The 25,462-nt window shown below is 72.1% G+C and carries 25 protein-coding genes; 9 read left to right on the plus strand and 16 right to left on the minus strand.

Annotated features, from left to right (window positions below):
• Nucleotides 1-164: 164 nt before the first annotated feature.
• The 7 genes from ACWCP6_RS30550 to ACWCP6_RS30580 form a co-directional block, all read right to left on the minus strand.
• Complete coding sequence (locus ACWCP6_RS30550) at nucleotides 165-1,412, minus strand: esterase/lipase family protein (RefSeq protein WP_450935825.1); 1,248 nt, start codon at nucleotides 1,410-1,412, stop codon at nucleotides 165-167.
• 209 nt (nucleotides 1,413-1,621) lie between these two features.
• Nucleotides 1,622-2,590, minus strand: coding sequence for a CPBP family glutamic-type intramembrane protease (locus ACWCP6_RS30555; RefSeq protein WP_450935826.1), 969 nt, complete (start codon nucleotides 2,588-2,590; stop codon nucleotides 1,622-1,624).
• A gap of 143 nt (nucleotides 2,591-2,733) precedes the next feature.
• Nucleotides 2,734-3,753, minus strand: a complete 1,020-nt coding sequence (locus tag ACWCP6_RS30560; RefSeq protein ID WP_450935855.1) for a zinc-binding alcohol dehydrogenase family protein — start codon at nucleotides 3,751-3,753, stop codon at nucleotides 2,734-2,736.
• 160 nt (nucleotides 3,754-3,913) lie between these two features.
• Nucleotides 3,914-4,504: an NADPH-dependent FMN reductase gene (locus ACWCP6_RS30565; protein WP_450935827.1), complete on the minus strand. Its 591-nt coding sequence runs from the start codon at nucleotides 4,502-4,504 to the stop codon at nucleotides 3,914-3,916.
• Nucleotides 4,505-4,546: 42 nt separating this feature from the next.
• Complete coding sequence (locus tag ACWCP6_RS30570; protein WP_450935828.1) at nucleotides 4,547-5,326, minus strand: SDR family NAD(P)-dependent oxidoreductase; 780 nt, start codon at nucleotides 5,324-5,326, stop codon at nucleotides 4,547-4,549.
• A 94-nt stretch (nucleotides 5,327-5,420) separates the two neighbouring features.
• A complete protein-coding gene (locus ACWCP6_RS30575) occupies nucleotides 5,421-6,863 on the minus strand; it encodes an FG-GAP-like repeat-containing protein (protein ID WP_450935829.1) in 1,443 nt (480 codons plus the stop codon).
• Nucleotides 6,864-7,010: 147 nt separating this feature from the next.
• Nucleotides 7,011-7,334, minus strand: a complete 324-nt coding sequence (locus ACWCP6_RS30580; RefSeq protein ID WP_450935830.1) for a plasmid stabilization protein — start codon at nucleotides 7,332-7,334, stop codon at nucleotides 7,011-7,013.
• A gap of 260 nt (nucleotides 7,335-7,594) precedes the next feature.
• Here ACWCP6_RS30580 and ACWCP6_RS30585 point away from each other — a divergent pair, with 260 nt between their 5' ends.
• Complete coding sequence (locus tag ACWCP6_RS30585) at nucleotides 7,595-8,233, plus strand: response regulator transcription factor (protein WP_450935831.1); 639 nt, start codon at nucleotides 7,595-7,597, stop codon at nucleotides 8,231-8,233.
• A 104-nt stretch (nucleotides 8,234-8,337) separates the two neighbouring features.
• On the opposite strand, the gene ACWCP6_RS30590 is transcribed toward ACWCP6_RS30585, so the two are convergent.
• The 4 genes from ACWCP6_RS30590 to ACWCP6_RS30605 form a co-directional block, all read right to left on the minus strand.
• Complete coding sequence (locus ACWCP6_RS30590; protein WP_450935832.1) at nucleotides 8,338-9,615, minus strand: 3-dehydroquinate synthase family protein; 1,278 nt, start codon at nucleotides 9,613-9,615, stop codon at nucleotides 8,338-8,340.
• Between the two features lie 276 nt (nucleotides 9,616-9,891).
• On the minus strand, nucleotides 9,892-10,122 hold the full coding sequence (locus tag ACWCP6_RS30595) for an SGM_3592 family protein (RefSeq protein ID WP_450935833.1): 231 nt from the start codon (nucleotides 10,120-10,122) through the stop codon (nucleotides 9,892-9,894).
• A gap of 232 nt (nucleotides 10,123-10,354) precedes the next feature.
• Nucleotides 10,355-11,581, minus strand: coding sequence for a sensor histidine kinase (locus tag ACWCP6_RS30600; RefSeq protein ID WP_450935834.1), 1,227 nt, complete (start codon nucleotides 11,579-11,581; stop codon nucleotides 10,355-10,357).
• Nucleotides 11,582-11,675: 94 nt separating this feature from the next.
• A complete protein-coding gene (locus tag ACWCP6_RS30605; protein WP_450935835.1) occupies nucleotides 11,676-12,836 on the minus strand; it encodes an FUSC family protein in 1,161 nt (386 codons plus the stop codon).
• A 575-nt stretch (nucleotides 12,837-13,411) separates the two neighbouring features.
• Here ACWCP6_RS30605 and ACWCP6_RS30610 point away from each other — a divergent pair.
• Nucleotides 13,412-14,548, plus strand: a complete 1,137-nt coding sequence (locus ACWCP6_RS30610) for a PP2C family protein-serine/threonine phosphatase (protein WP_450935836.1) — start codon at nucleotides 13,412-13,414, stop codon at nucleotides 14,546-14,548.
• A 427-nt stretch (nucleotides 14,549-14,975) separates the two neighbouring features.
• On the opposite strand, the gene ACWCP6_RS30615 is transcribed toward ACWCP6_RS30610, so the two are convergent.
• Together ACWCP6_RS30615 and ACWCP6_RS30620 are read right to left on the minus strand one after the other, a co-directional pair.
• On the minus strand, nucleotides 14,976-16,445 hold the full coding sequence (locus tag ACWCP6_RS30615) for a S1 family peptidase (RefSeq protein WP_450935837.1): 1,470 nt from the start codon (nucleotides 16,443-16,445) through the stop codon (nucleotides 14,976-14,978).
• A 72-nt stretch (nucleotides 16,446-16,517) separates the two neighbouring features.
• Nucleotides 16,518-17,546: a M28 family metallopeptidase gene (locus tag ACWCP6_RS30620; RefSeq protein ID WP_450935838.1), complete on the minus strand. Its 1,029-nt coding sequence runs from the start codon at nucleotides 17,544-17,546 to the stop codon at nucleotides 16,518-16,520.
• Between the two features lie 301 nt (nucleotides 17,547-17,847).
• On the opposite strand from ACWCP6_RS30620, the gene ACWCP6_RS30625 reads away from it, so the two are divergent.
• The 4 genes from ACWCP6_RS30625 to tgmB all read left to right on the plus strand — a co-directional run bounded on the left by ACWCP6_RS30625 (nucleotide 17,848) and on the right by tgmB (nucleotide 20,146).
• Entirely contained in the window at nucleotides 17,848-18,258 is a 411-nt protein-coding gene (locus tag ACWCP6_RS30625; RefSeq protein WP_450935839.1) for a VOC family protein, read from the plus strand.
• A gap of 27 nt (nucleotides 18,259-18,285) precedes the next feature.
• Entirely contained in the window at nucleotides 18,286-18,819 is a 534-nt protein-coding gene (locus ACWCP6_RS30630) for a DUF1990 family protein (protein WP_450935840.1), read from the plus strand.
• Nucleotides 18,820-18,991: 172 nt separating this feature from the next.
• On the plus strand, nucleotides 18,992-19,186 hold the full coding sequence (tgmA, locus tag ACWCP6_RS30635) for a putative ATP-grasp-modified RiPP (RefSeq protein WP_450935841.1): 195 nt from the start codon (nucleotides 18,992-18,994) through the stop codon (nucleotides 19,184-19,186).
• A gap of 15 nt (nucleotides 19,187-19,201) precedes the next feature.
• Nucleotides 19,202-20,146, plus strand: coding sequence for an ATP-grasp ribosomal peptide maturase (gene tgmB / locus ACWCP6_RS30640; RefSeq protein WP_450935842.1), 945 nt, complete (start codon nucleotides 19,202-19,204; stop codon nucleotides 20,144-20,146).
• Between the two features lie 72 nt (nucleotides 20,147-20,218).
• Here the strand turns inward: tgmB and ACWCP6_RS30645 are convergent, their stop codons facing one another.
• On the minus strand, nucleotides 20,219-21,442 hold the full coding sequence (locus ACWCP6_RS30645; RefSeq protein ID WP_450935843.1) for a carbohydrate-binding protein: 1,224 nt from the start codon (nucleotides 21,440-21,442) through the stop codon (nucleotides 20,219-20,221).
• A 245-nt stretch (nucleotides 21,443-21,687) separates the two neighbouring features.
• Here ACWCP6_RS30645 and ACWCP6_RS30650 point away from each other — a divergent pair, with 245 nt between their 5' ends.
• A complete protein-coding gene (locus ACWCP6_RS30650) occupies nucleotides 21,688-22,119 on the plus strand; it encodes a protein-tyrosine phosphatase family protein (RefSeq protein WP_450935844.1) in 432 nt (143 codons plus the stop codon).
• Between the two features lie 51 nt (nucleotides 22,120-22,170).
• On the opposite strand, the gene ACWCP6_RS30655 is transcribed toward ACWCP6_RS30650, so the two are convergent.
• Complete coding sequence (locus ACWCP6_RS30655) at nucleotides 22,171-22,611, minus strand: GNAT family N-acetyltransferase (RefSeq protein WP_450935845.1); 441 nt, start codon at nucleotides 22,609-22,611, stop codon at nucleotides 22,171-22,173.
• 105 nt (nucleotides 22,612-22,716) lie between these two features.
• Between ACWCP6_RS30655 and ACWCP6_RS30660 the strand changes: the two genes are divergently transcribed.
• Nucleotides 22,717-23,379: a protein-L-isoaspartate(D-aspartate) O-methyltransferase gene (locus ACWCP6_RS30660; RefSeq protein ID WP_450935856.1), complete on the plus strand. Its 663-nt coding sequence runs from the start codon at nucleotides 22,717-22,719 to the stop codon at nucleotides 23,377-23,379.
• Between the two features lies 1 nt (nucleotide 23,380).
• Nucleotides 23,381-24,088, plus strand: coding sequence for a DUF429 domain-containing protein (locus ACWCP6_RS30665; protein WP_450935846.1), 708 nt, complete (start codon nucleotides 23,381-23,383; stop codon nucleotides 24,086-24,088).
• 255 nt (nucleotides 24,089-24,343) lie between these two features.
• Here the strand turns inward: ACWCP6_RS30665 and ACWCP6_RS30670 are convergent, their stop codons facing one another.
• Nucleotides 24,344-25,033 carry an N-acetylmuramoyl-L-alanine amidase gene (locus ACWCP6_RS30670; RefSeq protein WP_450935847.1) on the minus strand — a complete coding sequence of 230 codons (690 nt, stop codon included), beginning with the start codon at nucleotides 25,031-25,033 and terminating at the stop codon, nucleotides 24,344-24,346.
• Nucleotides 25,034-25,462 lie beyond the last annotated feature (429 nt).

Genomic DNA, 25,462 nt, shown 5'->3' on the forward strand with positions numbered 1-25,462 from the left:
ACCAGCACCTTCACGACAGGCCCCCAGGTTGCAGCACCGGACGACGGCCTCGCCCTCGTGGTGCTGGAGGGTGAGGCCGCCGTCGGGGGCGTGTCAGCGGCTGGCGTTCGGCGTTGCAGCGATTGTCGGAAACCGTACCCGCCGAAGGCGTCCTTGGCCGGTGGTTACGCGTCCTGGAGCTGGGCCAGGATCCACTTGCCGAGCTCCGGGGTCATGACGGTGTGGCCTTCGTTGGTGGTGGCGCAGAGGAAGTGGTGGAGTTCGCTCCGCTCGGGGTCGACCTTGGAGTAGAGGGCGGTGTGGTCGTCGATGTCGGCCGACGCCACGGCGCTGATGGTGGGGACGAAGGTGGAGGCGTTGTGGGTGAGTTCCGCCGGCTGCTCGTTGACCATCGCGGCCAGCACGGCAGCCATGCCGAAGTTGGCGGCGTCTTCCAGGAGAGGCGCCTTGGGGAACAGGCCGCCGGGAGCGCCGTCGAGTTCGGGGAAGCCGGTGGTCTTGATCGAGACCGGTGCCTGGCGTGCCTCCGCCATCTGGGCGACGGTCTGCCGTCCCTGGCCCTGGGTACGGAGCTGGGCGCTCGCCTTCGGTCCGAGGGCGGCCATCGCGGTGTCGGCGGCGGGGATGTTGTTCCCGACGCCGGTGCCCGTTCCGTTGGCGACACCGAGCAGGCGGGGGCGCATGGGCCAGTCGCCCACCCGCTGGAGTGCTTCCAGGAAGTCGGTCCGTTCCTGATCCTGGCCGGCGGCGACGTCGAGGGTGACCTCGGTGCCGGTCTCGACGTGCCAGCGCAGCATCTGGCGTGCGGCCGGGCTGTTGACCAGGTCGGAGTAGAGGCTGAGGAACGGGTTGGTGTTGCCCCAGTGTTCCTTCACGAAATGGGCGAATGCCTGGACGCCGAGGGGCAGCCACGCGCCGCGGTGCGGGGTGTCGTAGGAGAGGTAGGTGGAGGTCTGGTGGTCCTCCCTCTGCCTTTCCATCTTGGCCAGGGCGTAGCGGGTGACCATTCCTCCCATGCTGAAGCCGCCCACCGTCAGCATGGCGTCACCTTCGCGGTCGGCGACCGTCCTGCGGATGCACTCGATCGCGACGTCGGCGTTGTCGAGGATGGACGCGGACCGGTCGTTGAAGCCCAGGAGGACAACGTCCAAGCCGTTCTCACGCAGCGAGGAGATGAACGGGTAGTCCCCGTTCTCCAGGCCGTCGTACAGCACGTGGCCGTTGCTCCCTCCCATGGCGAAGCCGTCGGCGAGGATCACTGGCCGTTGGACGGCCGTCTGGTCGGATGAGCTGTAGAAGACCCAGGCGGTCCCGTTGCGGAGCTCCCACTTGGTGTCCCAGGGCTCCGTTTCCGCGGCTGCGGGCTGAGCCCCCGGAAGTGGGCCCCAGATACTGACAACAGGCTTGGACATGCTTCGACGACTCCTTGGTGTCGCGGCCGGTCACACCGAACACGGTTATCGTCTCAGTGGCAAGATCCAAGCCCCCGCCGCGACCCAGCAGCATCACTCTTTCGTGGATGACTCGGCTCTTGGCTGTGACCAGCACTTTCACAACAGGCCCTGGCCGTCCGACCACCGGGGTGGGGGAGTCCCCCACCCCGGTTCACTGCGCCCGGCCTTCATGTGCCGGGCGCAGTGCCGCGCCCCGTACCCGCGGCGCGGTGCCGCCGCCTCCCGGCCCACCGGCACACAAGGAATCCGGCGGCGGCCAAGAGCAGGTACGCGGGCACGAGCAACACCGCGTCGGGGCCGGTGAGTTCCGCGTGCCAGCCGGCTCCTCGCCGGTCGCCCTCCAGCAGGATGCGGTTGACGGTGAGAAAGGTCAGATGGGTACCGATGGCGGCCCACAGCGGCGCGCCGCTCCCCGCCGTCCTGGCCGCGACCAGGGTCATCCCGAACACGGCCATCACGAACAGGTACGGGGCCGGGTCCAGCCCTTCGGGCGCCACCCCGACCGGCCCGGGCTCGGTCCCGATCAGTGTCGCCGTCAGCGCTCCCACCACGGTCGACATCCCCGGCACCGCGAGGAACACCGCCGTCGTACCCAGGGCGGCGCCCCTGCCGCCGAACCGGTCCCGCAGCGACCGCCATGCGTAGCCCCGCAGCGTCGTCTCCTCCGGAAGAGCCTCCAGCAGCAGCGCGACCACACCGTTCGTGAGGACGAAGCGGGCCAGGGCGACGGGATCGGGACCGGACCAGCGCAGGAGCCCCGCGGCCGTGCCCGCACCGAGGACGACCGCCGCCGCCGCAGCCGTCACGCCGGCCCCCGTGAGCAGTCCGCGCAGGCTTGCCGCCGCACCGCCGAACCCGAGCCGCCCCAGGGGCAGCCCGTCCCGGCGCAGCGCCAGTGCGACCAGAGCGACTGCCGAGGCACCGACGAGCGCGGCCGGCACCAGACGCGCCGGCCAGCCCGTGAGCCCTGCGGCAGCGGCGAGGCGCGGACCGACCTCCGTGCCGGCACCCAGGGCCGAGGCCATGACGAGACCACCTATGACCGCCCGGCCGACGGCACCGGCCGCCGACACGGGAGCGGAGGGGGCGGCGGGAGGGAGGGAAGCGGTGTGCGCGGCGCGCCGAAGCTGGGTCATGGGACGGTCCTCGAGTGGTGCGCGGGGAGACGGGCGCCCGTACGGACGGCTGCCGTCATCCTCCCGGCGCGCCACTGGTACCTGCCTCGTCACCACCGACGATCCGCCCGGGACGCCGGTACATCCTTCGGCGTACCGGTCCGTCAGTCCGCAGGCGCGGAAATGTCGTTGACCAGCACGGCGGCCCCGTCGAACCGGCCCGCCTTCAGGTCCTGCAGCGCCTGCAGCCCCCGCGACAGCGGGTAGGTGTGGGTGGTGGCACGCACGCCGTACCGCTGCGCCAGTGCCAGGAACTCCCTGCCGTCGTCACGGGTGTTGGACGTCACGCTGCGCACCTCCTTCTCGTAGAACAGCTCACGTCGGTAGTCCAGAGGCGGTGTGTCCGTCAGATGGATGCCCGCGATCGACAGCACACCTCCGCGGTCCAGGGCCCGGAGCGCGACCGGGACGAGGTCGCCGGCCGGCGCGAACAGGATGGCGCTGTCGAGCGGTTCCGGCGGCATCTCGTACGCCCCGCGTGCCGACGCCGCGCCGAGGCCGAGCGCAAGGCGCTGCGCCGCCTCGCCCCGTGTCAGTACGTGCACCACGGCACCTTGCGCGAGCGCCACCTGGGCGCACAGATGGGCGCTGCCCCCGAACCCGTACAGCCCGAGCCGCCCTCCGGGCGGCAGCGACGCCCGGCGCAGCGCACGATGACCGATGATGCCCGCGCACAGCAGCGGAGCGAAGGCTGTGTCGTCGACGCCGCCGGGCAGCGGATAGGCGAAGGCGGCCGGGACCGTCGTGTACTCGGCGTAGCCTCCGTCGGCGTCCCATCCGGTGTACTCCGAACGGGGGCACAGGTTCTCCTTCCCGCGGCGGCAGTACCGGCACGACCCGTCGGTGCGGCGCAGCCAGGCGACCCCGACCCGGTCCCCGACGGCGTGGCCGTCGACCGCGTCGCCCACCGCCGCCACCCGCCCGACCACCTCGTGACCGGGGGTGACGTGCGGTCGGTGCACCGGCAGATCTCCCTCACTGACGTGCAGGTCGGTGCGGCACACCCCGCAGGTGCGTACGTGCACCAGCAACTCGTCGGGACCGGGCACCGGGACGGGCTTGCGGACGAAACGCAGGGGCGCACCCTCCACCGGGCCGGGCTCGGTCACCTCCCACGCCCACATCGTCCTCGCGGTGCCGCCCGTCATGTGCCACCCCGTCCGCCGACGTGTTCCGTTCCCCACCAGTCTCGGGCCGACCCGGGGGAGCCGCCAGGAGGGCAGGTACTGCGTGCCGCGGACGAGGCGGCCGTGGGCGGCGGCACACCGCCGTGGTGTTCGCCCGTCAGGGCCGCCCGGGTGCGGCACCGGCGTCCGCGCCGTCGGCCCGCCCGCTCGCGGCCCGGCCGAGCAGAGCCGTCACCACCGACCGGAGCTGCTCCCGGACCGCCGGGTCACCGATCGTGCCGTCGTCACCCAGCATGTCCCGGCCGACCGGAACCTTCAGGCACGCGGAGTCCACGATGTCGGCGCCGGTGTACGTGAGCACGGTCCGCAACGTGGCCTCCGCGCCTCCGCCCCGTCCGGGCGCCGCCGCATTCACCCAGGCCACCGGCTTGTCGCAGATCTCGGTACCGCCGACGGTCCAGTCGAGGAGGTTCTTGAAGGAGCCCGGCAGCGTTCCGGCGTACTCCGGGGTGCAGACCAGCAGGCCGGCCGAAGCGGCGATCGCCTCGCGCAGCTCGGCCACCGGCGCGGGGAGCGGGTCGCCGTCGTCGTCCGGATTGAAATGCGGAAGCGCCGCCAGACCCTCGAACGACACCGTACGCGCGAGCGGGGGCACCACCACCGCCCGCACCGTACGCAGCACGGCCTCGTTGGACGAGCCGGCACGCAGACTTCCCGACAGCAGCAGGATCACAGGGGACTCGGACATGATCCCAAACTAGCCCCATGGCAGGGCGACAGGACCTAGGGGTCAGTGCACGGAGAACCCGCCGTCGACGTGGAGCGCCTGCCCGGTGACGTACGCGGACGCCCGGCTCGCCAGGAACACGGCCGCGCCGGCGAAGTCCTCGGCCAGGCCGTTGCGGCCGACCATGGTGCGCGCGGCGAGGGCCGACACCCTTTCCGGGTCCGACGACAGGTGGGCGTTGAGGGGTGTCGGCACGAAGCCCGGCACGAGCGTGTTGCAGGTGACGCCGTAGGGGGACCAGGCCTCGGCCTGCGAGCGGGCCAGCGACTCGAGCGCCCCCTTGGACACACCGTAGGCGCCGCTCCGCACGAAGGCACGGTGCGCCTGCTGCGATGTGATGTGGATGATCCGCCCGAAGCCCCGCTCGGCCATTCCGGGGCCGAAGCGCTGGCCGAGCAGGAAGGGCGCGTCCAGGTTCACCGCCATCGTGGTGTCCCACACGTCCTCCCCGAGCTCGCTCATCGGGGGCCGCAGATTGACCCCGGCGCAGTTCACGAGGATGTCGGGTTCCCCGAACACCCCGGCCGCCTCATCGGCCGCCGCACGGACACCGTCACGGGTGCCCAGATCACCGCTCACCCACGCGGCGCGGCAGCCGGCGGCGGTCAGCTCGCCGACCGTCGCCCTCAGTTCCGTCTCTCTGCGCGCGACGACCACCACGCGCGCCCCCGCCCGGGCCAGGGCACCCGCGACGCCCCGCCCGATGCCGGAACTCCCGCCCGTCACCAGGGCGTTGGTGCCGTCCAGCGAGAACAGTTCGGAGAGGTAGGGCTGAGAGATCATGATCTGCACCCTAGACGGCCGTCCTCCGACACCGGAACCCGGGGCGGCGCCCGCCACGACGGCAGAGCCGCGGCGCGCCGCCCCGGACACGCCCTCAGGAGGTGGGTGGGAGCGAAACCGCGGTGCCGAAGGCCGCCTTGACCGTCGCGTAGCCGAGCGAGTCCGGGCCGAAGAGGATCGAACCGCTGCCGGTCGGACCGTCCGGGCTCCCGTAGAGCAGGCTGACGGCACCCGTACCGAGCCACTTGCCCCGCACACCCACGGCGAGGTCGGCGACGCCGTCGCCGTTGTAGTCGGCGGGTGCGACGGCCGCGCCGAACATGTCGCCCGTTTCGGCGACCCCGGCCACGCCCTTGGTGTCCAGGGATATCGTGCGGCTCCCCGAGGCCGTGAGCCAGCTCCGGCTGCCGCGCAGGACGGTCAGTGCACCGGCGTTGCGGAAGCCGTCGCTGTCCTCGGCGCCCGGGTCGCCGATCAGCAGGTCGTCGTAGCCGTCGCCGTCAACGTCGGACAGGCGCGTCGCGGTGCCCTGCTGCACCGTGCCCGACCAGACCACCGCGCCCGCCACGTCCAGGCCGCCCGCGCCGCCCGGGAACGTGCGGAGCTTGTAGTCGTCGGGACCGTCCTCGAATCCGGTGTCGATGACGACGTCGTCCTTGCCGTCGCCGTTCACGTCGCCCACCACAGGCGTGTAGCCGGCGAAGGGCAGGCCGACGTTCCTGCCCAGCGCCCTGGTACCGAGACCGCTCTTCGAGCCGGGCAGCACGCCGAGGGTGCCCTCGTCGGCGGGGTCGTCGTTGTACGCCACGGTGACCAGGTCCGCGTAGCCGTCACCGTTGACGTCGCCGCTGCGGATGGCTCCGGTGCCCGCGCCGCCGCCCGGCGGTGTGATGCGGGTGATCTTCGGGGTCGGCGTGTTCCGGAGGTTCCTGGCCCCGAGGACCACGTCGACCTTCGTGCCCTCGACGGTGGCGAGGTCCTGCGTTCCGTCGTGGTTGAAGTCGCCCACTGCGAGCCGCCCGCCGAATCCCTGCCGCGCCGTGACGGTGGGGGCGTGGAAGGCGATGGCCCTGTCGGAGAGCCCCGTCGAGGAGCCGAAGACGACGGTCACCGAGCCCGCGCCCTTGACGTCGCCGATCGCCTCGCCGCTCGCGCCGACGATCAGGTCCGCGTGACCGTCGCCGTCCATGTCGCCCACCGCGACCGCCGAACCGAACCTGTCCCCCGCCTCCGGCGTGCCCGGCACCCCGGGGTGCGACTGGGTGAGACCCTGATGCCGGTTCACCCGGACGCCCGATGACGAGCCGAACGTCAGCGCCACGTACCCCGCCTGTGCATGGTTCTTGACCGCCGCGCCGGGCGCACCGACGGCCAGGTCGTCGTACCCGTCGCCGTCCACGTCGGCGGGCTTGCCCGTGGCCGCGGGGCCTGCCGTGGCGGCCCTGTGGGGTGGTGGTGCCGCGACGGCGTACGTGCCCGTGAGGGCGCCCGTGACCGCGGCCACCACCGTGGCGATCGGCAGGATGTGTCTGCGCATGCGTGCCCCTTGCGTGTTCCGGTTCACCAGATCTGCATCCAGTGGGACACCCGGGGGACCGCAAAGGTTGGGTTCGTGCCTGCCGGTGTGCCGGACCGCGAGCGGACCCCCGGCCCGCGTCGCGGGCCGGGGGTCCGAGATCCGTCGTCAGCGGCCCAGGGACCGCTTCAGCTCGTCCTTGTTCATCGAGGAACGGCCGTGGATGTTGCGGCGCTGTGCCTCCGCGTAGAGCTGGTCGTAGGTGGGCCCTTGGGCACCGGTGTGGGAGCGCTGGCCGCCCCGCTTCGACGACGACATGTCCTGGATCGACGTCCTGCTCGCGGTCTTGGCCTCTCCCGAGCGGGCCCGCTCCTTGTTCACCGTGCGCGAGGCGATCTCCTTCGCCCGTTTCGTGCTCTCTCCACGCTCCTCCGCGCTCTCCTTGATGTGTTCGTACTGGCGTTCCCGCTTGGGGCTCGAACCGCGAGGCATGACGGCTCCTTCGTCTTTTCGCGTGCCGGAACACGCCGGAGTTCCGGTATGTCCGGTTCCACCCTGGAGTGCTGCCCATCTCCCCGCAATCGCAGCCCGGCCGCGCATCCGTCGGTGCCGACGGCCGGCCCGTGCCGACGAGGTGGGGGAAAGCGAGGAGGCCCGGTGGACGACGCACCCCGCGCGGGCTTTGCGGGTCTGCTGGATGCTGGGCATAGGAGCCCCACGCCTGCGCGGGAGCAGTGATCAAGATGTCCGGCATGGGTACACGCATTCGTGTCGTCGTCGCCGACGACCATCCGATCTACCGCGAGGGGATTGCCCGGGGTCTGGCGCTCAGCGGCCGGATCGAGGTCGCGGGCGAGGCGTCCGACGGCCGGGAGGCCCTGGAACTGATCCGCTCGGAGAAGCCCGAGGTGGCCGTCGTCGACTACCGGATGCCCGAACTCGACGGGATCGCGCTCGTCCATGCCGTGGTGCGGGACAAACTGCCCACGCGCGTGATCATCCTGTCGGCCATCAGCGACAGTGCCGTGGTCTTCCGCGCGGTGCAGGAGGGCGCGGCCGGGTATCTGCCCAAGGACGCGCGCCGGGGGGAGATCGTCGACGCGGTCACCAAGGTGGCCAAGGGCCTGACGGTCATCCCGCCCGAACTCACCGGTGCGCTCGCGGGGGAGATCCGTCTCCGGGCGGAGCACGACCAGCCCGTGCTCTCCGAGCGGGAGCGCCAGGTCCTCGAGGCCTTCGCCCAGGGCCTGAGCGTGCCGGAGACGGCCGCCCAACTCATGCTCGGTGCCAGCACCGTGAAGACCCATGCGCAGCGGCTCTACGAGAAGCTCCAGGTCTCCGACCGGGCCGCGGCCGTCGCCGAGGCCATGCGGCGCGGCCTTCTCGAATGACCCGTGGCGGATGCCCCTCTGGGCGGCGCGTGCCCGTGTGTGCCGGATGCCCGGAAGCGCGGTGCCGGAGTTCAGGTGCACGGGGTCCGGCGGTCCCGTCCGCGTCAGGCCGCCAGGCGCGTGCACGCGGCGCGTGCGTCGGGCCCGGCGGGCCGCGCGTACGTCGGCTCGTCCGGGTCGCCGGACGCCGATTCGCACCGCGGGCCGCCTCGGGAGTGGGGCTGCGGCTCGTGCAGCAGATCTGCCATGCAGCGCGTGGCACGCCCGATCTCAGCCTCGGTGACATCGTCCACGAGGGCGGTCCTGCCGATGTCGGCCAGCAGCATCAGGGACCGCCGGTCGTCCCGGGGCCGCACGGTGTCGGCGAGTGCCTGCCTCATCGTGGCCGCGTCCGTGTACACCGGGTGCGAGGGGGCCAGCCCGATCCGTCGCGCCGTCCCGACGATGCGGGTCAGCTGCCGAGGCGCGAGGATCCCGCGGTTCGCGGCCAGGACCGCGCTGAAGACGCAGTCCATGGCGACGGCCTCGCCGTGGTGGAGCTCCGGCAGCGCGCACATCTCGACGATCGGCGAGAACGTGTGTCCGTAGTCCGCGATGCCCCGGCGGCCGGTGTCCGACAGGTTCCGCCGCAGTTCCTCCGCCACGCCCGCGACGGCGCGGTGGACGACCTCCAGACCGGGCTGCGGGTCGCCCGGCTGTGTTCCTGAGTCCTGGAGCCGGTCGGCGACCAGATCCGGACCGTACTCCTCGAGCAGCGCGAACAGGCGGGCGTCCTTGACCAGCGCCATCCTCAGGGCCTCGCCGAGGCCGCCGCGGATCTGCCGTTCGGACAGGGGGGCGAGCAGACTGCGGTCGATCAGGGTCCGCGGCGGCGGGGCGACGGCGCCCGGGCGGGTGCGGCAGCCCCTCGTGGTCATGTCGCTCTGCACGGGGAGCGATCCGTCGAGCTGGCCGATCAGGGTCGTGGGTACCCGCACGTACGCAATTCCCCGTCGGTACAGGCCCGCAGCCATGCCCACGGCATCCTGGAGGGCCCCTCCGCCGATCGCTGTGGGTGGGGCGACCGGACCGGCGTCGCCTGCTGCGGACAGCCGGCCGGCGACCTGCACGAGCGCGTCGACGGGCCGGTGCTCGTCTCCGCCGCGCAGCGTCAAGTACTCCGTGGCGATGTCGTTGCCCGCGAAGTACCGCCGGATCCGGTCGCCGAACAGCTCCGCGGCCTGCTCGTCCATCACGACGAGCCGGGTGCCGCCGGGCTCGTGACCCTCGGGGAGCATCCCGAGTTCGGGATTGTCCGGGTCGAAGATGTCGGACGTCACCACGATCTCGTAGGCGGAGTCCCCGGTCGCCGTAGCGGTCCACTGGTCGCGCGTGCGTGTCATGCCGGTCTCCCTCGCTGTGCGTTTCGCCGTTTTCCGGCCGGTATCGCCACGCTAGGGCGCGGTAGTCCCGGCCTGGATACGTCATTCGGTCGTCCGGCCGGACGACCTCGGTGTCCCCCGATCGGTGGGCCCGGTGTCCGGGCCGGAGACTCCCGGACCGCCGGCGGCCTTCTGCGCGGTGGACCCCTGCTCCGCGGGGCGGGGGGCGCCCGGGCCCCGACGCATCGGCACCCGGCGCCGGAGCGCCGGGTGCCGATGCGATGGAAGGGCGACCGCTCATGGGCGGCGACGGCGCGAGCGGCCCCGGAACCCTCCGGGGGGTGGCTCGCAAGCACGCCACGGCTGCGCCTCGGGGGGACGGTCGCGCCAGCGGGCCGCGAGCATCCGCGCCCGCCCCGACGGCTCGGTCACGTCGGCGCGTGCGATGAAATCCTCGTCGAGGACGATGTCGTCCCAGGACTCCGGTTCCGGTGCCGACGCCGACTCGGGACCCACTCCTGTGGCCATGAGCCATCCCTCCTTCTCGCCGGGTGTGCAGGGGTTCTGCTGGCGTTCTGCTGACAGGTTCGCCCGAGGGCGCCGGCCCGTTCGTCGGCCGACCGGTGACAAGAAGGCCGTTTGTGATGTCCGCCGATCGGTGGACCGGTGCGTCGTCCGGTCGGCCAGCCCGGTCGGCGCCCCGCCCCCGCGCCCGCACCCCGCCCCTCCCCGCACCCCCGCGTCGCCGGGCGGCCCGGCGTCACTGTGCCGAGACCGGGACCACCACCCTGATCGAGGTTCCGCGCTCCACCGGCAGCAGCGTGAGCGAGCCGTGTGCGGCCTCGATGCGCACCCGCTGCGACGCCAGCCCGATGTGTCCCTGCGCGAGCCGGTCCTGGATCAGCCGGGGGTCGAACCCCTTGCCGTCGTCGGTGACGGTCAGCGACACCGCGCCGTCGAGAGGAGCCAGCTCCACCATCAGGCGGTCGGCGTCGGCGTGCTTGAGCGCGTTGGTGACCAGTTCCCGCGCCACCCCGAAGAGCAGCGTGTCGTAGTCCGTCGAGACCGGGGTCACCCGGCAGGTCACCTTGAGGCGCGAACGCGACTCCGCGGCACGCGCCAGGGACTCGACGGCCGCGGCCAGGCCCGCCGCCTCCAGCACGGCCGGGTGCAGCTCGTAGGTGGTCTGGCGCAGTTCCCGGACGACCTGGGTGAGCGTGCGGTCCGCGCTCGCCAGAGCCTCCTCGCGTCCCGACTCCGTGTACTCGTCCAGGTCCTGGCGCGCCGCGTAGACGGACTGCAGCGCGCCGTCGTGCAGCGTCTCGGCCAGACGGCGGCGCTGCCGGTCCTCCGCGCCCATCGTCTCCGCGAGCAGTTCGGACCGGTCGTTGATCAGCCACCCGATGCGCAGGGCGCGGTTGCGCTGCACGAAGGTGAGGGCGAGCACGGTCGCGCAGGTGAAGGCGTGTGCCACGAGCAGCACGACGATGCGCGCCGGGTTCAGCGTGGTGGTCACCACCGGGTCGGACAGCACGGCGAGGGAGAAGGCGGCCATGTTGGCGGCGACGGTGATCGCGGTGGTCACCGGCCGCATGTTGAAGGCGCAGAACAGCGGCAGGAAGAACAGGATGAGCAGCAGCATGTAGGCGCCGTCCGACTCCTGGAGCATGATCAGCACCGTGATGATGTCGAACAGGCCCCATGCGACGGTGACCAGGGCGAACACTCCGACCGGCGGGCGCAGGTACCACCAGACGAGCCCGAGCACCGACACGAACGCGTAGGGCCATACGACCATCAGGAGCGTCGTCCGCTGAGCCGGGGACACATCGACGAGGACGACGGTGACCAGGAGCCCGCACAGAGCGAGCCGCAGCCAGTTGCGCAGGCGCTGGACCTGGATTCCGTACACGGTGAACACACGCTCCGCCGCCGGCGATCCGGCGGAGATGCGCGGGACCATCAGTGGCTTCTCGTGCGGGATCATGACCGTCCAGCGGAGGGCGACGCTCGTTGCGGCCGGACCGCCCCGGTGCCGCGGACTCGCCCGCCGGCGCGGAATGCATGGGTCCTGCCCTCCTTCAGGGTAGGACCGGGCGTTCCGTCTCGCGTGGGGGCCATGTCGCCTGCGGCCGCCCGTCGCCGAGGTCGTCGAGCGCACGGTCGAGGATCACCAGCAGCCGGCCCTCGGTGGCACGGGTGTCCACGCTGTGGGGCGGCCGTGCCGATGTGCGGACCAACTGGTCCCAGGCGCGCCGGGTCGCCGGCAGCACGGGGTGCGGCCGGCCGCCGCGGCAGCCGTGGACGCACAGGGCCGTGCTGTTCAGCAGGCGGGCGTACCGGGCACGGAAGGGGCGGTCCAGTGCCAGGCGGCCCGCCGGTGCCGACGCCGGGACGGGTGGCCGGTCCAGGGTTCGCACGATGGCTCCGGCGTCGTCGGCCAGGCGCTCCAGGGTGTCCAGGACGTCCTGGTCCAGATGCCACACGCTGCGCGTCCGGGCCCGCAGATTCCAGCGCAGGCTCTCGTGGGCCTGGTCCAGAGCCTGCCGGGCCTCGCGGACCGACGAGGTCAAGGACTGGCGCCACCTGCCGCCCAGCACGTCGTCGGGGTCCCGGGCCTCCGCGAGGGCCTTGGCCGACCCCCGCAGCACGCCGGCCACCTCCTGCCGCAGCCGGTCCAGGGCGGCCTCCGCGGGCCGCAGTCGCAGCGGCGGCAGGAAGAGCGCATGGAAGGCCGCACCGACGGCGACGCCCACCGCGATCTCCGCCAGATGCGGCGCGGTACCCGCCACGAGCTGACCGCGCCCCAGCATCAGGACGAACAGAGCAGTGATCGGTACGTGGATGCCGTGCGGCCCGAGCCGCCCGGACCCCGCGGCCAGCAGCGAGAGCAGCAGTACGACGCTCAGCCCCCACACGGTCGGCCCCGTGAGGAGCGCGACGGGCAGGGCGATCAGGGCGCCGATCGCACAGCCCGACAGGTACTGCAGGGCCGCGGTGCAGGACCGGGCGACCGTGGGGTGCGTGACCAGCAGGGCGGCGAGTGCCGCCGGATAGGGCTGCGGCTGGCCGAGGAAGGTGCGGCACATCTCCCAGGCCAGCGCGGCGGCGAAAGTCGCTCTGACCGCGATCAGCCATCGCAGGGTTCCGGGCTCGTCCAGTGCCTGTATCAGCCGGGTTGCGGTTGCTCGGCTCCTGGTGGGGACGCCTACAGGCGTCTCCGGCTTCGTGCTCAGCCGCACGTTTCTGTCACCTCCGGTGGGAGCTGTCCGTTTGCTCGTCACCCGACCCACCATTTCCGGTGATATGTCTGTTATTCACGCTTTGCGTGTGACTCGGGTCACATCGACTCGGGAGTGAGTCGTCCCTTTTCGTTCTCTCGTGTCCACCGGCCCATCGCCCGATCGGAGGAAACGAGGGATCCGCCGCGTGGGGGAGAGTCGATGCCGACGCCGCCGCGGAGGCGGCGGCGGGCAGCCGGGGCCGCGGGCGGACGCCAGGTCCGGCCCACGGCATCCGGAGACGGTTGCGCTGCAGCCGGATCCGCCGGGCCCGGCAGCCCCGCAGTCGAGGGAGAGGACCCCGACATGCCAGTGACCGAGCAGCACCGGGCCGGGGGTTCGTCCTTGCCCGTCCACCGATTCCATCGCCCGGCCCCGGTCGGAGCTTCGCGGCCACGCCCCGGAGGCGGACCCGTCGAGCCCCGGCCGGCGGCCCCGCAACGAGCCGATCGACCCGTACGTCCCCGCGGGCGACGCCGCGTCGGGCGGCCGCGCCGATCGCACGACGGTACGTGCGACACGACCACGCGATACCCATGAAGACACCCACCGAACGAAGCGGAACCATGGCCGCCGCACTCGCCGCGTGCCACCGGTTCCTGCCCGCAGGACTGACCCTGGCCGTCGTCACCGCGGCCAACCTCGCCTCACCGGTGCGCTGGTGGCTGGGACCCGTCATGTGTGCGGCTCCCGCGCTGGCCGCCGCCACCTGTTCGCTCACCGGCACGGCCCTCGCCGGGGCCCTGGCCCTGGCCCTGGCGAACATCTCGGCAGAGGTGCAACACGTGTGGGGCGACCTCGAGTTCAATGTGACCGTCGCCGCCGTCGTGGCGGTGTCCCTGGCCAGCCTGGTCACCTGTCACGCCCGGCTGCGCCAGCAGCGCGAACTGGTGCGGGTCCGTCTGGTGGCCGAGACGGCCCAGCGTGTCCTCCTGCGCCCGATGCCCGAACGCCTGGGGCTGGTCCGACTCGCCAGCCTCTACGTCGCCGCACAACAGGACGCGCGCATCGGCGGCGACGTGTACGAGTGCCTGGACACGGCGTACGGGGTCCGTCTGCTCATCGGCGATGTGCGCGGCAAGGGCCTGGCCGCCGTGGAGGCCTCGGCGGCGCTGCTCAGCTCCTTCCGTGAGGCCGCGCACACCGAGGCGAGCATCTGTGCCGTCGCCTCGCGCCTGGAGGACAGCGCCCGCCGCCATGCGCGATCCGCCCACAGCGACTATCCGGAGTGCTTCGCCACCGCGCTGATCGTCGAGATCCTGCCCGAGGGGATCGCACGCATCGTGCACTGCGGCCACCCCGCCGCCCTCATGATCCGCGACGGCCGCATCCGGGTGCTGGAACCCGCCGCCGCGGGCCTGCCCCTGGGGCTGGGCGAGCTGGCCGACGGTGACTTCACCCCCGACGTGGTCGACTTCACCGCGGGTGACCGGCTGGTGCTGTGCACCGACGGTGTGACCGAGTGCCGGGACCGCGACGGCCGCTTCTATCCGCTGCCCGAGCGTCTGTCACGATGGGGCGACCGGCCGATGGACGCCATGATGGATGCCCTGTACGCCGACCTGCTGCGCCACTGCGACGGCCGGCTCCAGGACGACGCGGCCGTGCTGGTCGTGGAATGCGACGGAGCGGGCGGCCCGACGGTCCGCGACGAGGCGGCGGTCACCCCCTGACGGGGCGACACCCACCCTCCGGGAGGGGTGCGTCGGCGGTGCGACCTCTTCACGTTGCACGCGCGTGCCTCTCCCCAGTACGGTGTCGCACGCCTTAATGCTGATCAAGAAGCGTTAATGGTCAGTTGCGACATCGACGGGGAACCAGCGCCATGACTACACGGACACCTGCGTACGAGGGTCCGGCCGGTAATGCCTCCGCCGGCCCGGTGAGCACCCCCTGTCCGGCGGCGGCCAACAACAGCCGCTGGGGCCAGTAGACACGGGGGACGAGGCGCTCACCGCGCCGCCGGAGCCGGGGCGCCCCGGGTCGGCACGGAGCCGTCCGGCGACCGGCCGCCCGCATGCGTACGCCGGCACAGCCGCGGTCCAGGCGGCTGTGCCGGCGTGCAGGTGGAGCGGCCGGCCGGGGGTCCGGCCGTCGTGCTCAGTTCCCGTTCGCGCTGATTCCGTCCGAGCCGGACTGGTCTGCTCCGGTACCGCTGGAGCCGTTCGGGTCGGCGCCGCTCCCGGCGGCACCACTCTGGTCCGCGCCGCTTCCGGCAGCGCCGTTCTGGTCCGCCCCGTCCCCGGGGGCGGCGCTCTGGTCGGCGCCACCTCCGTTGGCGCCGCTCTGGTCGCCGCCGTTCTGGTCGGCGCCGCCGCCGTTCTGGTCCGCGCCGCCTCCGTTGGCCCCGCTCTGGTCGCCGCCGTTCTGGTCCGCGCCGCCTCCGTTGGCCCCGCTCTGGTCGCCGCCGTTCTGGTCCGCGCCGCCTCCGTTGGCGTCGCCGCCGCCGTTGCCGATCGTGGCGCCGGTGGCGGTCAGGGCCGTGGTCACCGGCTGGAAGAACGTCTCGCCGCCGGACTTGCAGTCGCCGCTGCCCCCGGAGGTGAGTCCGACCGCATTGCCGTCCTGCGTGAAGAGCGAACCGCCGCTGTCACCCGGCTCCGCGCACACATCGGTCTGGATGAGGCCCGTGACGGTGCCCTCGGGATAGGTCACGGTCGCGTCCAGACCCGTTACCGAGCCGTCATGAAGGCCCGTCGTACTGCCCATCCGGAACACCTGCTGGCCGACCGCCGCGTCGGCGGCCTGCTTGATCTGGACGGTCTGCCCGTTGCCCGTTGCCACCTCGCTGGGTGCCTGGGTGTTCTGGTCGTCGTACGTCACGAGGGCGAAGTCGCCGTCCCCGGGGAAGGTCGCCTTCTGGACGGTGCCCAGGGGCGCGCCGTTGGCGTCGGTCCACTGCTTCGCCGCGACGCCGCAGTGGCCGGCCGTGAGGAAGGCGGGCTTGCCGTCCGATGTGGTGACGTTGAAGCCGAGGGAGCAGCGTGCGTTGCCCCCGAAGATGGCGTCGCCGCCGGAGACGAAGGGCTTGAACTGGCCTGCGGACTTGTGGATGTCGCCCGCGCGGGCGCCCAGCGAGCGCACGGTGGACTCCACCCGGTTCCACTTCGCGCCCGTGACGGTGCGGTCGGTGGTGACGCGTATCCGGTTGGTGCGGGGGTCGATGGCCCACGCGGTACCGGGCACCGCGGCCCGCTGCCGGAGCGTATGGGCGGCGGCCTTCAACTCGGCCATGCTGTTGGACACCTGCCGGGGAACCGCCCCGGCCTGCTTCACCTCCGCTGCGCTCCGGTCGCCACCGCCCGCGACGTTGACGACGAGCTGTTTCTTCTTCGCGTCGAAGTAGGCACCGGCGTAATTCGCGCCCAGCCGGGTGCTGAGCTGGGACACGATACGTGCGGCGGACGCGGAGCCGGCCTTTTCGGTCGCCGCGTGGGGAAGGGTGGCCGTCTGGTCCGGCCCGGTCTGCGACGCGTTGGCGTGGGGCAGCAGAACGGCCGCCGCCGCGACGGCGACCGCACCCGATCCTGCGAGGACGGCCTTGCGCTTGGGAATACGCCGGTGACTCAACTCGTAACCTCCTGAACCCCCGTTGGGGACTGGGGTGGACGGAGGTTCATACGGAGGAGATCGCAGTTCTGTTCAGTGGAACCGGACTGGAGTGCTCCCGAAGCGGCTCGCCGGACCGGCCGAGAGTGTCCAGACGGCGTACGCGATCGCGTCGCTATTGCGATCGAGCGCGGTGTCGTCCAGGTTCGCCGAGGTGTCGCAGGCGGAGTGGTAGCAGCGGTCGAAGGCCACGCCCGCCGTGCCGCCCCACTTCTGCGCCTGAGCGTCGGTCTTGATGTAGTCGGCGCCGCTGAACAGACCGCCGACCGGTATCCCGGCGTTCTTGAAGGACGCGTGGTCGGAGCGGCCGTCCCCCTCGGTCTCGGGCTCCGTCGCCACTCCGGCCGTCGCGAAGTAGTCCTTGAAGACCTTCTCCAGCGCCGGGTCGTCGTCGTACACGAAATAGCCCGGGTTCGGCGAGCCGACCATGTCGAAGTTGAGATAGCCGCCGATGGCGGCGCGATCGGACGCCGGGAGGTGCCCGACGTAGTACCGGGAGCCGACCATCCCGAGTTCCTCCGCGCCCCACCAGGCGAACCTCAGGTGTTTGGTGGGCTGGAGGTGTGCGCGGGACACGGCGAGCGCGGTCTCCAGGATGGCGGCGGAGCCGGAGCCGTCGTCGTTGATGCCGGGCCCGCCGGTGACCGAGTCGAGGTGTGCACCGGTCATCAGGACGTGCCCGCTGTCGCCTCCCGGCCAGTCGGCGATGAGGTTGTAGCCGGTGGTGCCTCGGGAGGTGAAGCGCTGCACCGTGGTGGTGAAGCCCGCCGCGTCCAGCTGGGACTTGACGTAGTCGAGCGACGCCTTGTAGCCGGGGCGGCCGTGTGCGCGGTTTCCGCCGTTGGCGGTGGCGATCGACTGGAGTCGGGACAGGTGCGCCTTGACGTTGGCCACCGGTATGTCGGGTGCGGCCGCGGTGGGGGTGGCCGCGGTGACCGTGCGGGGCGCCGGGGGGTACGGTGCCGCCGCCACGGACGAGGCGGCCGTGACGAGTCCGGCCATGGCGCACACCGCCGCCAGGGCGGGGCGCCCGGGCAGCCGACGGGAGGGAGAGGAGTTCATGTGGGGGGCTCCGGGTTTCCGTTGTGGGGGGGGGTCGGACGGAACGTACGAACTGCCGGAAGCAGCCTCGGACGCGCACATCCGTGCGAGCTGAAAAAATGTTCAACGACGAATTGACTGACCGTCAATGGCGAAATCCGGACAGTGGTGTCCGTTGTCCGTGCGCGACGCCGGCCGCGGCGATATGGGCGACACGGGGCGTGCCGGGGGCGCACTCGTGGGAACTCTCGTATGGACCCACCGGACGATGGCGCCGCGCTCCGTGCGCGGGCCGGCGACCCCCACCCGCAGGGAGAACGGCATGAGCATCCTCGCCCACGCACGCGCGGCCACCAGGCTCCCGGCCCGGGACCTCGCGCGGGCCCGGCGCTTCTACGCCGAGAAGCTGGGGCTGGAACCCGTGGACGAGCGGCCCGGAGGACTGCTGTACCGCTGCGGCGGGGTGGACTTCGTACTGTTCGCGTCGACGGGGGCCTCGCCCGGCACATTCACCCAGATGGCGTTCGAGGTCGACGACATCGAGGCCGCCGTGAGCGAGCTCAGGGGGCGCGGCGTCGTCTTCGAGGACGTGGACGCGCCCGGGTTCCGCACGCTGGGAGGGATCGCCGACATCGAGGGGAACTATCCGAGCAAGGGCGCGAAGGGGGAGCGCGGCGCCTGGTTCCTGGACAGTGAGGGAAACATGCTCGGTGTAGGACAGCCGGTGCGCTGACACGCGTGGGTGAGGAGGACCCTGCCGATGGACGGCTTCACCTATGAGGCGGTCGGGGTCACGGCGGAGACGGACGGCCCCGCCGGTGCGCCGCCGGCTCGGGTGCCGGGTTTCCGCTCCCTCCGCGTCAGCAGAAGACTGGGTACCGGCCGTGCTGTCTACGCAGCGGCTGCCGAGGCCCTGATGACATGGCGGATGCACCGCGCCTTCCCCTTCGCGGTGCAGGCCGACGCCCCCTCCGCGGCCCCCGGCGTGCGAGTCACTCTGCGCATCGGTCCCGTGCGTGCCCCGTGCCGAGTGGTGTGGGCACGCCGGGACGAGCACCGGACCGGCTTCGCCTACGGGACGCTTTCCGGCCATCCCGAGTGCGGAGAGGAGGCCTTTCTGGTCGAGCAACTGCCCGACGATTCGGTCTGGTTCACCGTCTGGGCCGTGAGCCGTCCCGCCGCCTGGTACGCCAGGGCGGCCGGCCCGCTGGCCCGTGGCCTGCAGCGTGCGGCGGCACACCGGTACGCATCCACGGTGGAACGTCTGGCCCGGATCCGACGTCCATCCGACTGAGCGGGCTTTCGGCGGCAGGCGGCCGTCGTGCGGTTCCGCCCCGGACGCTCCGGAGAGGTGAATGGTTGATGTGACGACCTTCACGTCGATGTGGCGGAAGGTAGTGAATTCTTTACAGGATCATGACGTACAGGTCTGTGTCTAGACGTTCGTGACAATACGGGGAGGCCTTGTGCGACCGTTCACTCTCAACTACGCCATGCCGCAGGAGAATCAGGCCGCGGGGACACCCCCCTACCGCTTCGACGCGTCGCTGCAACTCAACGTCCTGCCCGACGGACGTCTCGCCGTCAGCGACCGCGCCTTGCTCAGGGCGGTCGGCACGACCACCTCAACGGCCGGTTCCCAGACGCACTTCGACGACTGACGGACCGGCAGACGTATGACGGTTCTCATCCTCACGTGCGAACAGGACGTCACCGCCGACATGGTGGTGGCCAAGCTGCACGACCAGGGCGTGCCGCTGGTGCGTCTGGATCCGGCCGACCTGCCGGGCAAGGCGGTGCTGTCGGCCTCCTACGCCCACGGCGACTTCACGGGCCATCTGTCGGTCGACGGATACGTGCTGAGCACGAAGGGCCTGCGATCGGTCTGGGTACGTCGGCCGGGTCCGCCCGCCGCCCATGCGGAGGAACCCTCGGCATGGCTCACGGCCGAGACCGGGCAGGCCCTTTTCGGCATGCTGTACTCGGCCACGGCGCGGTGGATGAACCATCCGCGCCATGCGGAGCAGGCCCGCCACAAGCCCTGGCAGCTGCGGCTCGCCCACCACAGCGGCTTCGCCGTGCCGCCCACCATCGTGACGACCGCCCCGCGGATGGCCCAGCAGTTCGCGGAGGAGTACCGGGACGTGGTCGTGAAGTCCGCGTCCGGTCCGCCGCCCACCGACCCTCCGATGTCGCTGCCGACCACACTCATCGGACCCGGTGCGGACTTCTCCGGTGTCGCCGCCGGACCTGCGATGCTCCAGCAGTACATCCCGAAGGCGGCGGACATCCGGCTGACCTGTGTCGGTACACGGCTGTTCGCCGCTCGCAAGAAGTCGGCCCCCCAGCAGGTCGACGGGCGTTACGGCGAGACCGGCCACACCTGGCACCCCGTGGAGGTGCCGGACCGTATCGTGCGGTCGGTCCATGCGTACATGAGCCTGGCCCGACTCGCCTACGCGGCCTTCGACTTCGCCGAGGCCGAGGACGGCGTGTGGTGGTTCCTGGAGGGCAATCAGGGCGGACAGTTCGGCTTCATCGAACTGGAGACCGGCCAGCCGATCTCCGAGGCGGTCGCGGAATGGCTGTCCCAGCAGGCGACGCCGTCTTCGGAGGGGTAGGTCCATGGGAGCGGGGCCGGCGAGGGCGCACAGGGCGTCCTCCTCGCCGGCCCCGCTGCTCGTGAGGGGGCTTCAGCAGGCCCCTTCGTCCTGCCAGACACCCCATTCGCCCGTGGTGCCCGGCTCCTCGTTCTGCGTCCACCACTTGGCCTTCCAGGTGTGGCCGTTGTGGGAGACCTCGTTCCCGCCGGTGTAGATGGAGGTGCTGCTCCAGGCCGGTGCGGTGCAGGTGCCCGGGTCGGTGGGCGGCGGCGTGGTCGGCGGTGTGGTGGGCGGTGTGGCGCCAGCGAACATCACCGAGTACTTCGCGAAGTCCCAGGCGTTCTGCGGCACGCTGCTGCATGTGCCGGAGGTGGCGCCGTTGTTGTCGGGCGGGCTGCACTGCCGGTCGCGGTTGAGCGACCAGAACGTGAAGCGGTCCATACCGTGGCCGGTGGCGTAGTCGAGAACGGTCTGGAAGTCGGCCTGGCGGAAGTATTCGCCGGTGTCGCTGCGCCCGTTCATGCCGGAGAAGCCCTCGTGGGCGTATGCGGTCGCCTGGTTCCAGCCGAAGGTCGACTGCAGGATGCTGTTGAAGTTGGTCAGCGCGGCGGTCTGCGCGGCAGCGCCGTTGAACCCTCCGTCGAAGGGCATGATGGAGAAGTTGTTGGGCGTGAAGCCCTGCGACTTGGCCTCGTTCAGCATCTGCTTGCCGAACCAGCCCGTGCCGTCGGCCGTCCCCGCCGTGGTCACGGAGACGTACAGGCCGGGGTTGTTCTGCTGAAGGATCTTCGCCGCGCCGATCTCGTGCGCGATCGCGGTGGCGTTCTCGTACTCGGGCTCCTCCAGGTCGAAGTCGATGGCCCTGAGCCGGTACTTGTCGACGACCTGTTGGTACGCGGCGGCGGTCGAGGCCGCGTCGGCGCAGGTCTGGCCGAGTTTGGTGCCTCCGTAGCCGCCGACGGAGACCGAGACGTCCCCGCCCTTGGCGCGGATGCCGTCGACGACCCCGGCCACCGCCGTGTCGGAGGACACCGGCGCCGTGCCGTCCCAGGTGGGGCTGCAGCCGCCGCCGTTGGGGGCGAGGACGAAGGCGAGCTGGAACGCCTTGAGGCCGGTGGCATCCATGATGGCGCCGGCGTTCGGCGGGTTGTTGTCCAGCGGCATCAGATAGGGGGCCGCTGCGTACCAGCGGTTGCCGAGTGCGTCCGCGGCCGCGGGGGCGCCCGCCGCCGGGGTACCGGCGAGCGCGGTCAGCCCGGCGGCGGCCAGGGTGGCACCGGCGACACCGCACAGGAGGGTGCGAAGACGCTTCATGAGGGGGCCTCCAGGAGAGGGGGGAGGGCCCTCAATATCGATGCATGACGGGTGCACGTCAATACTTTGGTCCAGACCAAAGTGAAATTAGTCCGGACCAGGAGGAGCTGTCCACCGTCGACCCTGCACGGGGTGCCGCACCCGGCGAGGGGAACCTCGGGCAGCGGGACGGCGCACCGTCGCCCGAGGGCCGCACGGGGAGTGACTCCTCGTCAACCGGCCGACGGGGCCACTACCGTGAGCGGATGACCGAAACCTGGAGTGCCTCCGGAGCCGGCGTCCTGCGGCTCCCCTCCGGCCGGATGGTCCGGGGCCGGGCCCTGAGGCACCCGCTCCCGGCCGGACAGGTCCCGGACTTCGCCGTTCATCTCCTGGGCAGACGGCCCCCGCAGGTCCCGTGGGAGGCCCGATGGGTGCGCTGGCCGGACTTCCGGCTGCCCAGCAGCCCTGCCCAGGCCCGGGAGATCCTCACCGAGGCGTGGGACCGCGCCCGCCTCGAACGCGTCGAGGTCGCGTGCGGCGGTGGCCGGGGCCGTACCGGCACGGCCCTGGCGTGCCTCGCGGTCCTGGACGGAGTACCGGCCGTCCGGGCGGTGGCCTTCGTGCGTGCGCACTACCATCCCCGCGCCGTCGAGACGCCGTGGCAGCGGCGATACGTCCGCCGCTTCGCCGGCTGACCCCACTCGCGGGCCCGTGCGCCGATGCCGCGGCCCCGTCGGCGACCAGGGTCAGGCCAGACGCAGATCGATCCAGGGGATGGTGTCACCGGGCAGCAGGTACCGCTCGATCTCCACGAACCCGTGCGCCTGCGCGAACCGCAGCCCGTCCGCGTTGGACGACAGGACGACCGTCTCGATCACCTCGGCTCCGAGCGCCCGCGCCCGCTCGAGCCCACGAGTATGGAGGACCTCCCCGAACCCCCGCCTGCGGTGCTCCGGCAGCACCCGGGCGATCACCGTGGCCGTCGAGGACTCGTCCGTCGGCGGGCGCACCGTCGAACAGCCGACGAGTACGTCGTCGAGATACGCGACCTCCAGATGATTGCGCTGCACCCGCTCCCGCACTTCGTCGAGGGTGAGCGTGGCGGTGGGGATGATCGCGTTGTGGACGTGCCGCCAGTCCTCGAGCGCGGCATCGTCGTTGGGTTGTTCGAAACGTAGCGTGGTCACCGCAGAAGCAAAGCCGTGCGCCCTGCCGGGCGTCAACCGGAATCCGGGGCGGAGCGCTCCTGGTCCGGGCACCCCGGTCGTAGGGTGGAGGCGGAGGTGGACACCATGCCCCACCCCGGCCCCGAGGACCTGGTCAGGGCGGCCCGCGCCGCCGGAGTGCGGGACGAGCGACTGCTGCGGGCCATGCGCGGGACGCCGCGCGGGCGGTTCGTCCCGGCCTCCTGCCGTGCGACGGCGTACCGGGACGTGCCGCTTCCCATCGGCCACGGTCAGGTGACGACCCAGCCCTCGCTCATGGCCATGATGGTCACCGCGCTCGGTCTCGTCGGGAGCGAACGTGTCCTGGAGGTCGGCACCGGCCACGGCTTCCAGACCGCGGTCCTCGCCCGGCTCGCCGCACACGTCGTCAGCATCGAACGATGGCCCGAACTGGCGGGGGAGGCACGGCGCAACCTCGCCGCGGCGGGCGTCGGGAACGCCGAGGTCTTCATCGGCGACGGCACCCTGGGCCTGCCGGCCCATGCCCCCTACGACGCCGTCGTCGTCTGTGCGGCCTTCCCCGAGGTGCCCCCGCCGCTGGTGAGCCAGCTGCGGACCGGCGGCCGCCTGGTCCAGCCGATCGGACCGGGTGGCGACGAGGACGTCGAGGTGTACGAGCGGGTGGAACACGGTCTCGTACGCCATGGGTACGTGGCGGCCGCCCGGTTCGTCCGGCTCTTCGGGGCGTACGGCTGCCCGTCGCCGGTGCCGCTCGGGGGAGCCGGGTGACATGGCGGCGGTCCTCGGTGTCGATGCGTGTCCGGCCGGATGGGTGGCGGTCGAGCTCCACGACGGCCGGTTCGCGGGAGCGCGGTTCGCCACCGGGCTGCGCGCGCTGCTGCACCCGGCAGCACCGGACGGCCCCGGCGCCGTCCGCGAAGTCGCCGTGGTGGCCGTTGACATGCCGCTCGGGCTCCTCGACGCGGGATGGCGGCGCGCGGACACGGAAGCGGCGGCCCTGCTGGGCCGGCTGAGGGGCAGCGTCTTCCGGGTCCCGCCCCGCGCGGTGTGGCAGGAGGAGCGGTACGACGCCGCGAACCGCCGGTGCCGGGAACTGACCGGTGCCGGACTCAGCCGTCAGAGCTGGGGCCTCGCCGTCAAACTCCGGGAGGCCAACGGCCTGTTGACGGGACCGGACAGCGCCCGCCTCTTCGAGGTCCACCCCGAGGTCTCGTTCCGGGCACTGGCGGGCGGCACACCTCTGGAGCACCGGAAGAAGAGCTGGGCGGGGCAGATGATCCGGCGCTCGCTCCTGAGCGCCGCGGGGATCGACCTCCCGGACGAGCTCGGCGAGGCTGGGCGGGTGCCGCCCGACGACGTACTGGACGCGGCGGCCGCGGCATGGACCGCCCACCGCATCGCGCAGGGCCATGCCCGCTCCCTCCCCGATCCACCGCAACACGACGGCCGGGGCAGGGAGATCGCGATCCGGTACTGAAGCCGTCCGCGACGGAGACGGAGTACGCCGCGGAGGCGCACGACGCCGTCCGCCGGCCGCCGGACGGCAGACGGCAGGTGGTGGGCGGTCGGCGGCGGGCGACGGGCGCCGGACGGGGCGCGTGCCGTTCGGCGCACGGCCGCGGCGCCCGCCGGGCTTCCCTCGGGCGCGCTCCGGCGTGCCTGCCCCCGCAGGGACGCCGCAGGACGTACCGTCGGACGACGGGTCGGCATCGCCCGGCCGGGCGAGGCGCGCTCAGGGAACGAGCGGCCTCACCCTCATCCGGTCGTACCGCACGGCGGCGGACTTGACGAGCCTCATGTACGTGTCCCAGTCCCAGTACGGGCCCGGGTCCTCGTGCGTCGCGTCGGGAATCTCGTTGTGCCCCAGGATGTGCTTGCGGTCCACGGGTATCCCGTGCCGCGCGCAGACGGCCGCGGTGAGCGCGGCCGAAGCCCTGTACATGGCCTCGCTGTACGTGCGTTGCTCCAGCCAGCCCTCGTGCTCGATGCCGATGCTGCGGGTGTTGTACTCCCAGTTGCCCGTGTGCCAGGCGATGTCCGGCTCACGGACGCACTGGGCTATACCGCCGTCCGCGGCGCGGATCAGATAGTGGGCGGACACCGCCCGCTCCGGGTCCTGGAAGATCTTCACCATGGTGGGGAAGGTGTCCGTGGTGAGGTGAATGACGACATAGTCGACGGGATCGCTCGCGGGACGCCGGGCCGGTGTGTAGTTGGACCGGACGGCAGGGGTCCAGACGGCGGACGCATAGTCCACTGCGGGCGGGCCGGTGCCGCCCGGCCCGCCCCTCGGGGCGACGGGCTCAGTCCTCCCGGCCTCGGTCCCCGGCGGCTGGCGGAGCGCCCATCCCGCGACGGCCCCGCCCGCGGCGCAGACGGCGCCCCGCAGCAGCCGTCTCCGGCTCAGGAGTCCCTCATCCATGATCACTCCTGCTCGGTCGGACAGGAACGGTGAACGGCCACACACGACGGACCTGACGGCGGGACAGAGGCCGGTGGTGTGCCCGGTAGTGCGATCCTTCATCGGCCCCCGACACGCGGCAAGCCGATGACGGCCCGTTCGGAGCAAGCGGCCCGGGCACGGATGCCCCGGCACCCGGCGCATCGCGTCCGCCCTGTGCGGGGGCACGAACGGCCGACGGGCGACCGCAACCCGGGCGCAGCACCGCTCCCGGCACAACTCCGCCCCTCAACGGCCCCGGGCACGACGGCTCCGGGCGCACGCCCTCCGACGTGCGCAGGACGAGGCCCTCGGAACTGCTCGTCACCGCCGCGTCGGACGGCCCTCGCCTCCCGGTCGCCGGAGCGCAGCCGGAGCTTCCGTTCGTGGTCACCCGGCGTTGACAGGCTG

This window comes from Streptomyces sp. NPDC002004 (genome assembly GCF_053593975.1).

Excerpts from the sequence above, each read along its gene's own strand:
- ACWCP6_RS30610 (WP_450935836.1), top strand. The coding sequence starts at position 13,412 with ATGAAGACACCCACCGAACGAAGCGGAACCATGGCCGCCGCACTCGCC.
- ACWCP6_RS30575 (WP_450935829.1), bottom strand. The coding sequence starts at position 6,863 with ATGCGCAGACACATCCTGCCGATCGCCACGGTGGTGGCCGCGGTCACG.
- ACWCP6_RS30560 (WP_450935855.1), bottom strand. The coding sequence starts at position 3,753 with ATGTGGGCGTGGGAGGTGACCGAGCCCGGCCCGGTGGAGGGTGCGCCC.
- ACWCP6_RS30630 (WP_450935840.1), top strand. The coding sequence starts at position 18,286 with ATGGACGGCTTCACCTATGAGGCGGTCGGGGTCACGGCGGAGACGGAC.
- ACWCP6_RS30660 (WP_450935856.1), top strand. The coding sequence starts at position 22,717 with ATGCCCCACCCCGGCCCCGAGGACCTGGTCAGGGCGGCCCGCGCCGCC.
- ACWCP6_RS30665 (WP_450935846.1), top strand. The coding sequence starts at position 23,381 with ATGGCGGCGGTCCTCGGTGTCGATGCGTGTCCGGCCGGATGGGTGGCG.
- ACWCP6_RS30570 (WP_450935828.1), bottom strand. The coding sequence starts at position 5,326 with ATGATCTCTCAGCCCTACCTCTCCGAACTGTTCTCGCTGGACGGCACC.
- ACWCP6_RS30600 (WP_450935834.1), bottom strand. The coding sequence starts at position 11,581 with ATGATCCCGCACGAGAAGCCACTGATGGTCCCGCGCATCTCCGCCGGA.
- ACWCP6_RS30620 (WP_450935838.1), bottom strand. The coding sequence starts at position 17,546 with ATGAACTCCTCTCCCTCCCGTCGGCTGCCCGGGCGCCCCGCCCTGGCG.
- ACWCP6_RS30645 (WP_450935843.1), bottom strand. The coding sequence starts at position 21,442 with ATGAAGCGTCTTCGCACCCTCCTGTGCGGTGTCGCCGGTGCCACCCTG.
- ACWCP6_RS30565 (WP_450935827.1), bottom strand. The coding sequence starts at position 4,504 with ATGTCCGAGTCCCCTGTGATCCTGCTGCTGTCGGGAAGTCTGCGTGCC.
- ACWCP6_RS30550 (WP_450935825.1), bottom strand. The coding sequence starts at position 1,412 with ATGTCCAAGCCTGTTGTCAGTATCTGGGGCCCACTTCCGGGGGCTCAG.
- ACWCP6_RS30595 (WP_450935833.1), bottom strand. The coding sequence starts at position 10,122 with ATGGCCACAGGAGTGGGTCCCGAGTCGGCGTCGGCACCGGAACCGGAG.
- ACWCP6_RS30650 (WP_450935844.1), top strand. The coding sequence starts at position 21,688 with ATGACCGAAACCTGGAGTGCCTCCGGAGCCGGCGTCCTGCGGCTCCCC.
- ACWCP6_RS30590 (WP_450935832.1), bottom strand. The coding sequence starts at position 9,615 with ATGACACGCACGCGCGACCAGTGGACCGCTACGGCGACCGGGGACTCC.
- ACWCP6_RS30555 (WP_450935826.1), bottom strand. The coding sequence starts at position 2,590 with ATGACCCAGCTTCGGCGCGCCGCGCACACCGCTTCCCTCCCTCCCGCC.
- ACWCP6_RS30585 (WP_450935831.1), top strand. The coding sequence starts at position 7,595 with ATGGGTACACGCATTCGTGTCGTCGTCGCCGACGACCATCCGATCTAC.
- ACWCP6_RS30625 (WP_450935839.1), top strand. The coding sequence starts at position 17,848 with ATGAGCATCCTCGCCCACGCACGCGCGGCCACCAGGCTCCCGGCCCGG.
- ACWCP6_RS30580 (WP_450935830.1), bottom strand. The coding sequence starts at position 7,334 with ATGCCTCGCGGTTCGAGCCCCAAGCGGGAACGCCAGTACGAACACATC.
- tgmB (WP_450935842.1), top strand. The coding sequence starts at position 19,202 with ATGACGGTTCTCATCCTCACGTGCGAACAGGACGTCACCGCCGACATG.
- ACWCP6_RS30670 (WP_450935847.1), bottom strand. The coding sequence starts at position 25,033 with ATGGATGAGGGACTCCTGAGCCGGAGACGGCTGCTGCGGGGCGCCGTC.